This is a genomic window from Xanthomonas populi, assembly GCF_002940065.1.
GTDB lineage: Bacteria > Pseudomonadota > Gammaproteobacteria > Xanthomonadales > Xanthomonadaceae > Xanthomonas > Xanthomonas populi.
The window spans coordinates 14,035-25,410 of sequence record NZ_MDEJ01000013.1 but is presented as its reverse complement, the minus strand read 5'-3'; the positions used below and the strand labels follow the sequence as shown (position 1 = coordinate 25,410).

The following is an 11,376-nucleotide window of genomic DNA, read 5'->3' as shown; positions in this document are numbered from 1 at the left end:
CGGCCTCATTGTCCGTCCGCGCCGACCAGCACCTTGTTGAGCAATTGCGGTGCGACGCTGCGTGCGTCGTGGTCGTAAAACGTGCGTGGGAGTGGCCGAAGTGACATGCGCTCAGCGTAGCGGCGCGGCCGTGATGTCGCTGCTGCAAATGTCTCTACGGACTGTCCCGGAGAATGCGTCGACCAGGGGTAGGATTTTTCCGAATGCGAACTGTTGCGAGCGCATGACCGGTCACAAAAGCGCACATCCAACTGCCTGAATAGCAGTGCGGTCACGCCCGCAGCTCAAGCGCGTTTTGCCTTTGCCGATAGTAGTTAACGAACGGTTAGCAACGCCGCATCGTCGTGATCGGTCCTTGGCTGCACGCCACTGGTCCATGCAGCGCATGTCGCGCGCACCAGTCAAGAGAACTCCCCAATGGTAGGCAACTTCAGAATCGGAACCAGGCTGATCGTGGCGTTGCTGATCGTCTCGGCGCTCGGCGCATGCATCTGGTGGGTGGGCTCTTCCAACTCCAGCCGCATCAGCGACCTGTCGACCTCGTTGTACGAGCGCGAATTGCTCGGCTTGTCGAATGTGAAAGAGGCCAACATCGACCTCATCTACGCCGGCCGCGCCCGCGCCAACGCGCTATTGGCCAGCAGCGCCGAAGAACGGCAATCGCATGTGCAGAGCATCGACAAGTACACCGCCGGGGTGGTCGATTCTATGACCCGTGCGCGTGGCAGTTTCGCAACCGAAGAGGGCAAGAACAAGCTGGCGCAGTTCGATCGCGCCTGGCAAAAGTATCTGGACGAGCGCGGCCGTTTTAGCGAAGTCGCCAACCGCGAGGCCTTGCGCGAAAACAATCCGGAATTTGCGGCGCTGTCGCGGGCGGTGCGCGCCAGTTCGGATGAAGTCGATCATCTGATGACCGAGTTGAGCAGCCTGCGCGAGCGCAGCGCGGCATTGGCCAATGCTGAAACCGGCGCCATCCATGCACGCAGTTCCAGGCTGCTGATCGCCATCATCTGCGGCGGCGTGCTGCTCGGCGCGATGCTCAGTGTGGTGATCAGCCGCAGTGTCACCGGCCCGATCCGCCGTGCAGTGGCAGTTGCAAATGGTTTGTCAGAAGGCGATCTGAGCATGCGCATCGAGGTGCAGAGTCGCGACGCAACCGCGCAGTTGCTCGAAGCGATGCGCACCATGGTGCAGAAGCTCTCGCAGGTGGTCGGTGAGGTTAACGCCAGTGCCGAGACCTTGGCCAGCGCATCGGAACAGGTCAGTGCCACCGCACAGAGCCTGTTGCAGGCCGCCAGCGAGCAGGCCGCCGGTGTGGAAAAAACCAGTGCATCGCTGGAACAGATGACCGCATCGATCAGCCAAAACGCCGATAACGCGCGCATTACCGACGGCATGGCCACCCAGGCCGCGAAAGAAACCATCGAAGGCGGCGAAGCCGTTGTCGCGACCACCCAGGCGATGAAGCAGATCGCGCAGAAGATTGGCATCATCGACGACATTGCGTATCAGACCAATCTGCTTGCGCTCAACGCTGCGATCGAGGCGGCGCGTGCCGGCGAACATGGTAAAGGATTTGCAGGAGTCGCCGCCGAGGTGCGCAAGCTGGCCGAACGCAGCCAGGTGGCCGCGCAGGAGATCGGCGAGGTGGCCAGTTCCAGCGTGGAATTGGCCGGTCGCGCCGGGCGTTTGCTGGACACCATCGTGCCCAGCATCAAGCGCACTTCGGATCTGGTGCAGGACATTTGTGCCGCATTCGAAGAGCAATCCTGCGGCGTCAGTCAGATTAATTCGGCGGTGATGCAGCTGAGTCAGACCACCCAGCAGAACGCCAGCGCGTCCGAAGAACTGGCCGCCACCGTCGAGGAAATGAGCGCCCAGGCCGAACAACTGCAGCAAAGCATGGTGTTCTTCCGCCTGGGCGCGCAGGGGCCGGCGACCACGCCGCTCAAGCGCGGCAAGGTGGTCGCCGTACGCCACGCGCGCGCCACCAGCACAGGCCGTTGGCGGCGCAATGCGGCACCCGCCTATGCCATGTCCGAGGGCCCGGACGAAGGCCAGTTCGCTCGCTTCTGAGAGACCGATCAATGACTGCACAGACCGACGATGTGATGCCTGGCGACGCTGATGCGGCGGCCCAGTATCTGACCTTCCAACTGGACGGCGAAACGTTTGCCATCAGCATTCTTGGCATTCGCGAAATCATCCAGTACCGCACGCCGACACCGGTGCCGTCGATGCCGGCCTGCGTGCGCGGGGTGATCAATCTGCGTGGCGCAGTGGTACCGGTGGTGGATCTGCAATCGCGGTTGGGGCGTGCCGACAGCGCAATCGGCAAGCGCAGCTGCATCGTGATTCTGGCCACCGTGCAGGCGCAGGGACCGCAGGTGATCGGGGTATTGGTCGATGCAGTCAACGCGGTGATCGAACTGGCCGATCAGAACATCGAAGCGGCGCCTTCGTTCGGCACGCATATCCGCCACGATCTGCTGCGCGGCATGGGCAAGGTGGGCGAGCGTTTCGTGGTGTTGCTGGCAATGGAACAGGTGCTGCACGTCGACGAGATTGCGGGTAATACCGACGCATTGGTTGCCTGAGCGCGATCAATCAGTCCTGCGGGTACCAACCGGCAAAGCGATGCACGCGATTGCGCCCACTGCGCATTGCGATCTGCAGTGCATGCCGCGCACGCGCCAGCAAGGCGTTGGTGTCGTGCAGATCGCCGTCAGACGTCGCGACCAGCCCGATGCTGATCGTCAACGGGGCAGTGAGCCAGGTGGCCGCTTCGATTGCCGTGCGGATCCGTTCGGCGGTTTCCGCAGCGACCTGCGCCGACGTCGACGGTAACGCCACACACAGCTGATCCGAATTCAACCGCGCGACACTGGCGGTGGGCGACAGCTGTGCTGCGATAATTCTGGCGGCCTGGACCAGTGTTGCATCCGCTGCATCCGCGCCGGCCTGCAATTTTTGCCGCTTGAAGCCATCCAGATCGATCAGCAAAAAGCCGAGCGATTGCTTATACGAAGCACTCGGCGCGTCTGCAAGCGCGTGCACTGCGCTCTCCAGACCGGCGCGATTCCATAAGCCGGTGAGTGCGTCGCGTAGCGCGTCCAGCTCGACCAGCCTGGCTGCGTGACGCAACTCGATGGTATTGACGACCTGCCGCGCAAGCGCCTTCAGCGCGTTGCATTCGGCCACCGACAGGCGCCGCGGTATGCGATCCAAGACGCACAGCGTACCCAGCGCAATACCGTCGGAAGTCAGTAGCGGGGCGCCTGCATAGAAGCGTATCTGCGGCTCGCCGGTGACCAGCGCATTGTCGACAAAGCGCGCGTCCAGATGGGTGTCGCCCACTTCCATCACCTGATCGGGTTCGAGAATGGCGTGCGCGCAGAACGACAGGTCGCGCGGCGTCTCACTCGGCTGCATGCCGATCCTGGATTTGAACCACTGGCGTTGCGTGTCGATCAGGGAAATCAGCGCCATCGGCGTCCGGCACACTGCCGCAGCGATCGAAGTGAATTCGTCGTAGCTTGGCTCTGGCGCGGTATCCAACATCTGGTAGTCGTGCAGTGCGGCCAGGCGATCGTCTTCATTGGCCGGCTTGCGCGCGCCAAATGTAGCGTTGATGCCGCCGGGCAACAGTGTCGCCTGTATCAGGCTCAACCCGGGCGCGTCGGGATTCTGCATGCTAAGGACCACCGTAACAGTGCGCCGTCAGGCGATGAGAGAAATGGACGAGTCAGGCAATAACCGATACAACCGACCCATTGCCCGACGGTTGGAGCTGGCGCGTCGACCACCCTGGCGGCGAACCCATGCTCGAATCTTGCCACATTGGCCACGCACCGTAAGCGCTGGCGATTCCATTCTGCGCAGCACCGAATCCGGCGTCCAGTGCGCTCAGTAGGTCACTCGCCTTGACCCGCGTTTCCTTTGGGCCTGCGGGTCTGTTCGTCGTGAATCTGCTGATCCTTCTGCCCCGGACGCTGCTTGGCGGCCTCATCCTGCTTGCGGTCCTGCTGGCTCTCGGCGACGCCGTGCTGATTGTCGACGACGTGATCGGGCTGTTTTTGCTGATTGCTCATGGCGCTTGCGTCCGCTGTATGGAGTAATACGGACGTTAGCGCGCCCGGTGTGATCCCGGCGGCATGGTTCCGTTGTCGCACTGATGTCAGCTACAGCTGCGCCCAAAACAGAAGAGCCCCTAAAACACACAGTTTTCGAGGCTCTTCCGATTCATGCAGTGGTGGAGCGGAAGGGGATCGAACCCTCGACCTTCGCGATGCGAACGCGACGCTCTCCCAGCTGAGCTACCGCCCCACGCGCCTGGATTCTAACCAAATGCCGCTCGGTTCGCCAAGGGCCGGCCGGCGGCGGCAGGCCGCACGCTCAAGGATGCGATCTGAAGGGATGCGGTTCGAATTCAACCAAGCGCTGCGATCACTCGCCGATCAACGGGAACTTGAGGTCCGGGTTCTTGGCCTTCCATTCCTTGTACAACACCGAGCCTTCCCATGCAGCGAAGGCCTTGGGGGTGCGGCCACGGCCAGACCAGGTCTCGCCGGTGTGCGGCAGTTCGTACTTCGGCTTGACTTCGCTACGGCCGCTCTTCACCACTTCCTTACGTGTGGCGCTGGTGCCCAGGTACCCGGCAATATCGTTGCGCTGCTTGGTGTTGAAGTGACCAGCGAATTGCTCGAGCAGCGAGACGATGGTGGCATGCGCAGAGGATGCCTCGCTCGCGCGCTCGGTTTTCTCCTGTTCTTCCAGCTTGTGCAGTTCGTCCAGCAGCTTGGCTTTGGCTTGTGCGATGGAATCCAGTTTCGAAGTGGTATTGCTCACAGACGTATAGCCTCGGAATAAAAGTAGTGGAGACGCCGCCACAGGGCGCGCGTCATTATGGCATGCGGCCCGGGGGTGGCCGTTGCGTGACCGGGGCTCGCACACGCTCTGAAACAGCCGTGCCACGGGGGCTGCGCGGCCGTTTTCTGCGGGGGCGTTACAGCTGCTGTCCAGCGTCTGCCTGTGCAGCAAACCCGGCCGTCACGATACAGCAGCGGGGCAGTGCTGTGATTGCGATCACTGCGCGGTTGCCTCATCCAGCAGAGGCATCACTTGCGCTTCCAGCACCTCGCGGCGCCATTGGCCGAGCGGTGCAGGCCAGCTGTGTTGTTCGATCAGGGTTTCCAGGTGCCGCCTCGAGGCCAGGATGCCGTCCGGCAGGCCCAGTTCGCGGCTGCGCTGCGCCACCGCGTCCTGCAGCCGCTTGAGCACGGCCTTGTTGCCGTCGGTGGCGGCCTGCGCCAGCGGCGCGTGGTCCTCGTCCGGCAACGATGTGTTGAGCGCTTCCCATAGTGCGGCCGCGAGCTTGCGCGGTGCCTTGGGGAATTTGTCGAACTGGCGCAGCAAGGCATCTAGATCGTCGGGTGGAAAACGCGCCAGCTGACTGGCCAGTTCGTTGTCCAGGATCCAACTGCGCGGTCGGTCGCTCTGACGCGCTTGCAGATCGCGCCAGCGCAGCAGCCGCAACAGTCGACGCTGCGCTGCAGGCTCAAGGAATTGCGCGGCGCGCAGGCTCACATGCGGCCAACGCTCGCCATCGTCGTGCTCCACCGTGGCGAGCAGGCGCTCGGCATCTTCGGCTAGCCAACCCAGGCGATCCTGCTCGGTCAAGCGGCTGGTGAGTTCGTCATGGATTGCGAACAGATAACGCACATCGTTGGCGGCGTATTCCAGCTGTGCCGGCGACAGCGGACGGCGCATCCAGTCCGAGCGCGTCTCGCTTTTGGTCAGCAAGGTGCCAGTGACTTCCTGCACCAGCTTCTGATAGCCAATGCCACCGCCCACACCGGCCAGCGCAGCAGCGATCTGGGTGTCGAACAACGGCCGCGGCAACACCCCGCACGCGCATTTGAAGGTGACCAGATCTTCGCTGGCGCTATGCATCACCTTGACGATATCGGTGGCGGTCAACCACTGCCCGAGCGCCGCGTTCATGCCAGGGATCAGCGGGTCGATCAGCAGCGTCTCCTCGCCGATGGCCATCTGCACCAGCGCCAGTTGCGGCCAGTAGCTGCGTTCGCGAATGAATTCTGTGTCCAGGCCAATGCGGGACGGACGCGCTGCATGCAGGCGGTCAGTCAGCTCGGAGGGGTGGGTGATCCAGTGGGGCAAGTGATTTCCGTCGACAGCGAGGGTTTGCGCAGAACGCGCAGAATAGCCTAACGTCGCGATCGCCTGTCGTGCGGCAGAGCACTGGAAGGAGCAGGTGGTGGGTGAGTGCGGTAACCGGATGGCAGCGTGGGAACTGGTCGCGCGAAGAGCGGCTGACAAAACGTTGCGAGCAGTTGTCAGTTGGGTGCGGACGGCGCGCAGGAACCGGAGTGTACAAGTGGTACATGGCAATTCCGAGCACCGGCCGCGCCTGCCTGGCGGCTGCGCTGTCGTTCTGTCAGCTGTTTTTGGCATGTGCGCCTGTTCGCGTGCACCGACGCCAGCGCCCGCTTCCACGCCGCAGCCAGCGGCCACCGCAGCCCCGAGCAAACCGAATGTTTCGATCGGTGGTGAAGAATCCGCCGAGACCGTAGCGCAATGGCAACCACCGTCAGTAGACCTTGGCGATGAGACCCTGGCGCAGGCGCGCAAGCGTGCCGACCAGGCCTTGCAGGAAGATCGGTTGTTTCGCGACGGCGACGATGCAATTCCGTTGTATCTGGCGATCCAGCAACGTGCCGACGGCAAGGATGCCGCCAGCCGTCGCGGGCTGGAGCAGGCGCGTCGCCGGTTGATCGAGCATGGCGAGGCGCTGATCGAACAGACCGACGGCCAGGACAGTGCGCTCGAACAGGCGCGTGAGCTGGCCATCGTGGCCCTGGCACTGGCCCCGCAGGATCCCAAGGTGCGCGCGCTGCAGCGTGCGGTTGAAACCGCGCAGCGCGTATTTGGCTTCAATCGTGCCGGCGAAGAAGATCTGCGCGGTGGACGGCTGGGCGAAGACGGCAATGGCGCGCTGGTGAATTTTCGCGATGCGGCCCGGCTGGAACCCGACAACCCACGCACGCGCCAGGGGCTTGCGGCAGTGGAAAGCGGCTTGCTGGCACGCGCCGAGCAGGCTGCTCAGGCAAGCGACTTCATCGGTACGCGTTACTGGTTGCAGATAGCGGGGCAGGTGCGCGAACGCGCGCCGACCATCGCTGATGCACGGGCGCGTGCGGAGCGTATGCGCCACGCACAGATCACAGCGTTGCACGATGCCGCTCTGCACGATCTTAATTCGCCGCGTGGGCTCAAGCCGGCGGGCGAAAAATTGGCCGAAGTGTTGCGCATCGCCGACCCGGGCGATGCGGTGGCCGGCGATCTGCGTCGTCGTCTGGAACTGGCCACCCATTACGGCAGTTTTCGCCCCGGGCAGGTGTTCACCGATGGGCTCAAGGTCGGCGGGCGCGGGCCGCAGATGATCGTGGTGCCCCATGGTGCGTTCCAGATGGGCGCAGGCGACGCCGAGCCGGGGGCGTCGGACAATGAGCGCCCCGCGCATTACGTGCGCTTCGCGCGTGGCTTTGCACTGTCGATCACTGAAGTGACCGTCGCCGAGTTTCGTCAATTCATCAAGGCCACCGGCGCACGGCCACGCGCCACCCGGCGTGGGCACTCGGTGGTGTACGACGAGCGCAGCGGCAACTTCATCCGCCGCAGCGGGGTGGATTGGCAGTCGGACTACAACGGTGCGCAGGCTGCGCCCAATAGCCCGTTGATGCACGTCAGTATTCGCGACGCCGAAGCCTATGCGAGCTGGTTGTCGGAACAGACCGGCCGCCACTACCACGTGCCCAGCGAAGCCGAGTTCGAATACGCGGTGCGTGCAGGCACCACCGGGCGTTATCCATGGGGCAATGCAGGTTCACCGCCGCTGGATGCGGGCAACGTCACCGGCGGCAACGATGTCTCGCGCAGCGGCCGGCACTGGAACAATGGCTTTGTCGGCTATGGCGACGGCTTCTGGGGGCCGGCGCCGGTGGGCAGTTTTCGCGCCAATGCCTGGGGCTTGCACGACATGGGCGGCAACCTGAGCGAATGGGTGGCCGACTGCTGGCATGCCAGCTACCGCCGCGCGCCGGCCGACGGTGCCGCATGGTTCAACCCCGGTTGCCGGCAGCGCATGATCCGCGGCGGCAGCTGGGCCAATTCGCCGCAGCAGACACGTGCGGCCTGGCGGCAGTCGCAGGATTCGGATAGCACCAGCGCGCGGATCGGCTTTCGCCTGGCGCGTGGTATTTGACCGGCACGGCGTACCGGCTTAACCGCAGCGAACATTCCCCGGGACAGTACGGAACCGCTCGCGGCACGTGCGGTCGAAGCGTTAGCGCTTCTTGAGGATTGCTGCGATGAGCTGGGGGATCAATGTGTTTCGCTGGGCGATCGCGGGGTTGCTGATCGGCGGCAGTGGCTACGCCGTAGCGCGTCATCTGCGGGATGGAAACACAGCCGGGCATTACAGCTCGGTCGAAGTAGTGCGTCCCGAGGGCACGCCCAAGGCAATGGTGGTGGTGTTGCCCGACAGCGGCCATCCCGAGGACGGCCAGCGGCTTGCCGAGATGCTGAGCAACGACGGCGCGTTGGTCGCGCTGATCGATACCGCCAGTTACCGCGAACGTGTGCGGTCCCACCGCGCCGCCTCCAGTTCGTTGGCCGACGATGCCGAGCGGCTGGGCAAGAAGTTGCTGCGCGCCGAGCACGTGGATGCATTCCTGCCACCGGTGCTGGTGGGACAGGGGGATGGCGCGGTGCTGGCACGCCAGGCGATGGCGTCTGCGGCGCCGGACGTGCTGGGTGGCGCGGTCGTCGCCGATGGCGGCACCAGCGATGTCGGCCTGGCCTGCTCACGTGATGTGCCCGACGCCAATCAGGGTTTCCTGGACGATCTGGTCGACGAGGCCAACCCGATGCAGATTGCCGCTGCCACTTTTGGCCATTTTCAGGCAGCGCAGGCGCAAGGCGTGGGCGATCTGCCTTTGGTGGAATTGCCGGCGCCTGGCAGCGACCGCTTGGTGGTGATGCTGTCCGGCGATGGTGGCTGGCGCGAACTGGACAAAGGTATCGCTGCGCAGTTACAGCAGCAGGGCGTGTCGGTGGTGGGCTGGAACAGCCTGCGCTACTTCTTGGGCAGCCGCACGCCGCAGCAGGTCGGGGCGGATCTGGATCGTGTGATCGCGACCTATCGGCAGCGCTGGCATATCCACCACGTCGCCTTGTTGGGCTACTCATTCGGTGCCGATGTGTTGCCGTTTGCGTATCCGGAACTGTCGCCGCAGCAGCGCGCATCCGTGCAATTCGTCAGCCTGCTTGGGCTTGGCCACCAGGCTGATTTCAAGGTGCGCGTCGGCGGCTGGCTGGGGTGGCATAACGATGCCGAGCGCGATGTGGAGCCTGCGATCCAGTCGCTGGACGCGCATCGTCTGCAATGTATCTACGGCGATCAGGAAAAAGACACGCTGTGCCCTGAGTTGCGCGCACGCGGCGTCGAGGTAATTGCGCGTCCGGGCGGGCATCACTTCGATCACGACCCTGCGGTGCTGGCCGGATTGCTGCTGCAGGGCTGGCAGCATGCGGCGCAGACGCACGGTCGTGGTTGAGGGGCGGCGACTGATCGTTGAAGGACGGCAGTGGAACGGTTCTGAGCTGATGACAAGCCCCTCGCTCATTGTCTCTCCTTTCAGTCGGCGAGCCGAAAGCCGAATCGCCGTTTGCGGTTGGTACCTGGAATCCGAACCGAAGCTGCCTGCATACCGGCTGGATTCCGATGTGTTATTGCGATGACGTACACACAGTTTCTCGCTTCCGCCTACGGCGCTTCTTTAGCGGCTTGACTTAGAGCGGCTAACAAAACTACTGCGCAGCCGCTAGGCGGGCGCGGCCGGTGCTCGGAATCGGCATGTACCACTCGTACACTCCGGTTCTGAGCGCGCCGTCCGCACCCACCTGACGACTGCTCGCTACGTTTTGTTAGCCGCTCTTATCCGTCATTGGACTGGACGCGCACCTCGATGCTGCCATCTGCCAGCTGCGCACGCAGGTGCTCGCCGGGAGTCACCTCGCGGGCGCTACGCACCACGCTGCCATCGGTTGGGCGGGTCACGATGGCGTAGCCGCGCGCCACCGTGGCGAGCGGGCTGACCGCTTCCAGAGAACGTGCCAGACCGCGCAGACGTCGTTGATCGTGTTGCAAACGTCGCTGCATGGCCGCCTGCGGATGCAGCGCCTGCAGGCGCTGCTGCAAGTTGGCCAGATCGCGTTGCGGGTTGTGCGCGTGTAGGCGCGCCTGGCCACGTTGCACGCGCGCCTGCAGCCGCTCCAGCAACTGGGTCATGCGCGCCCGCAACTGGCGGCCGGCATCTTCCTGGCGGCGGTGCAGCAGTTGCAGTCGTGCCTGCGGGCGGTGCGCACGCAGCCGCAATGCAAGCCGGTCGGCACGGTGCATCGCATTGCCCAGCGCGTGCTGTTGCAGTTGGGCAATTAGGGCGTGCGCGCGCCGCACGCGGGCGACCAGCTCGCGTTGATCGGGCACCAGCAATTCGGCGGCCACCGATGGCGTGGGCGCACGCACGTCGGCGACGAAATCGCTGAGGCTGAAGTCGGTCTCGTGGCCAACCGCCGACACCACCGGTGTCTGCGCGGCGGCAATCGCGCGTGCCAGACGCTCGTCGTTGAAGGCCCACAGATCTTCCAGCGAGCCGCCGCCACGGGTGATCAGAATGACGTCGTAGCGCCCGGAGGCGTCTGCACGCTGCAGCAACGAGGTGATCTGCGCAGCGGCGCTGTCGCCTTGCACCAGTGAGGGCAGCAAGTCCACTTCCAGTAGCGGAAAGCGGCGCGCCAAGACGCTGAGGACATCGCGTACCGCCGCACCGCTGGGTGAGGTGATCACCGCCAAACGCCGCACATGCGCGGGCAACGGCTGCTTGCGCTCGGCATCGAACAGGCCTTCGGCGGCCAGGCACGCGCGTAGCTCGTCGAAGGCGCGGCGCAAGGCGCCTTCGCCGGCTTCTTCCATGTGGTCGAGCACCAGCTGGTAGTCGCCGCGTGCTTCGTACAGGGTGAGACGTCCGCGCGCGAGCACGCGCAAGCCTTCGCGCGGCTGGAACTTCAGCCAGGTGCTCTTGGGCTTGAACATCGCGCAACGGATCTGCGCGCGGGCGTCCTTGAGCGTGAAATACAGATGGCCCGAGGACGGGCGGGTGACACTGCTCAGCTCTGCTTCCACCCAGACCAGCGGGAAGCTGCCTTCCAGCAGGTCGCGCGCCAGCGTGTTGAGTTGGCTGGGGGTGAGGATCTGTTCGTTGCGGTCGGCCATCGCCGCATTATCCTGCAGCG

At 64.2% G+C, this 11,376-nt stretch carries 9 protein-coding genes, 1 tRNA gene and 2 other RNA genes; 5 read left to right on the top strand and 7 right to left on the bottom strand.

Translation table 11 applies throughout. From position 1 onward, the window contains the following. The first annotated feature begins 417 nt into the window (after positions 1 to 417). Positions 418 to 2,076, top strand: a complete 1,659-nt coding sequence (locus XpopCFBP1817_RS03615; RefSeq protein ID WP_128416028.1) for a methyl-accepting chemotaxis protein — start codon at positions 418 to 420, stop codon at positions 2,074 to 2,076. 11 nt (positions 2,077 to 2,087) lie between these two features. Then, a complete protein-coding gene (locus tag XpopCFBP1817_RS03610) occupies positions 2,088 to 2,597 on the top strand; it encodes a chemotaxis protein CheW (protein WP_128416027.1) in 510 nt (169 codons plus the stop codon). A gap of 10 nt (positions 2,598 to 2,607) precedes the next feature. Here XpopCFBP1817_RS03610 and XpopCFBP1817_RS03605 read toward each other — a convergent pair whose 3' ends face one another. From XpopCFBP1817_RS03605 to XpopCFBP1817_RS03585, 6 genes are all read right to left on the bottom strand, one after another. Then, positions 2,608 to 3,693, bottom strand: a complete 1,086-nt coding sequence (locus XpopCFBP1817_RS03605) for a GGDEF domain-containing protein (RefSeq protein WP_128416026.1) — start codon at positions 3,691 to 3,693, stop codon at positions 2,608 to 2,610. Positions 3,694 to 3,914: 221 nt separating this feature from the next. After that, on the bottom strand, positions 3,915 to 4,091 hold the full coding sequence (locus XpopCFBP1817_RS21785) for a hypothetical protein (RefSeq protein WP_167393816.1): 177 nt from the start codon (positions 4,089 to 4,091) through the stop codon (positions 3,915 to 3,917). 159 nt (positions 4,092 to 4,250) lie between these two features. After that, positions 4,251 to 4,326 (bottom strand) — tRNA-Ala (locus XpopCFBP1817_RS03600). 120 nt (positions 4,327 to 4,446) lie between these two features. Further along, entirely contained in the window at positions 4,447 to 4,848 is a 402-nt protein-coding gene (locus XpopCFBP1817_RS03595; RefSeq protein WP_128416025.1) for an H-NS histone family protein, read from the bottom strand. A gap of 237 nt (positions 4,849 to 5,085) precedes the next feature. Then, entirely contained in the window at positions 5,086 to 6,180 is a 1,095-nt protein-coding gene (gene rnd / locus XpopCFBP1817_RS03590; RefSeq protein ID WP_128416024.1) for a ribonuclease D, read from the bottom strand. 150 nt (positions 6,181 to 6,330) lie between these two features. Then, a non-coding RNA gene (locus tag XpopCFBP1817_RS03585) (sX9 sRNA) lies at positions 6,331 to 6,406 on the bottom strand. A gap of 66 nt (positions 6,407 to 6,472) precedes the next feature. On the opposite strand from XpopCFBP1817_RS03585, the gene XpopCFBP1817_RS03580 reads away from it, so the two are divergent. The 3 genes from XpopCFBP1817_RS03580 (at position 6,473) to XpopCFBP1817_RS03570 (ending at position 10,014) form a co-directional block, all read left to right on the top strand. After that, positions 6,473 to 8,284, top strand: coding sequence for a formylglycine-generating enzyme family protein (locus XpopCFBP1817_RS03580; protein ID WP_244171046.1), 1,812 nt, complete (start codon positions 6,473 to 6,475; stop codon positions 8,282 to 8,284). A gap of 106 nt (positions 8,285 to 8,390) precedes the next feature. Then, a complete protein-coding gene (locus tag XpopCFBP1817_RS03575) occupies positions 8,391 to 9,638 on the top strand; it encodes a virulence factor family protein (RefSeq protein ID WP_128416022.1) in 1,248 nt (415 codons plus the stop codon). Positions 9,639 to 9,937: 299 nt separating this feature from the next. After that, positions 9,938 to 10,014, top strand: a non-coding RNA gene (locus XpopCFBP1817_RS03570) — sX9 sRNA. 4 nt (positions 10,015 to 10,018) lie between these two features. On the opposite strand, the gene xseA is transcribed toward XpopCFBP1817_RS03570, so the two are convergent. Next, positions 10,019 to 11,356, bottom strand: coding sequence for an exodeoxyribonuclease VII large subunit (xseA, locus tag XpopCFBP1817_RS03565; RefSeq protein WP_128416021.1), 1,338 nt, complete (start codon positions 11,354 to 11,356; stop codon positions 10,019 to 10,021). Positions 11,357 to 11,376: the final 20 nt, after the last annotated feature.

Coding starts and splice junctions, on each gene's coding strand:
- XpopCFBP1817_RS03615 (WP_128416028.1), top strand. CDS start 418: ATGGTAGGCAACTTCAGAATCGGAACCAGGCTGATCGTGGCGTTGCTG.
- XpopCFBP1817_RS03610 (WP_128416027.1), top strand. CDS start 2,088: ATGACTGCACAGACCGACGATGTGATGCCTGGCGACGCTGATGCGGCG.
- XpopCFBP1817_RS03605 (WP_128416026.1), bottom strand. CDS start 3,693: ATGCAGAATCCCGACGCGCCCGGGTTGAGCCTGATACAGGCGACACTG.
- XpopCFBP1817_RS21785 (WP_167393816.1), bottom strand. CDS start 4,091: ATGAGCAATCAGCAAAAACAGCCCGATCACGTCGTCGACAATCAGCAC.
- XpopCFBP1817_RS03580 (WP_244171046.1), top strand. CDS start 6,473: ATGTGCGCCTGTTCGCGTGCACCGACGCCAGCGCCCGCTTCCACGCCG.
- XpopCFBP1817_RS03575 (WP_128416022.1), top strand. CDS start 8,391: ATGAGCTGGGGGATCAATGTGTTTCGCTGGGCGATCGCGGGGTTGCTG.
- xseA (WP_128416021.1), bottom strand. CDS start 11,356: ATGGCCGACCGCAACGAACAGATCCTCACCCCCAGCCAACTCAACACG.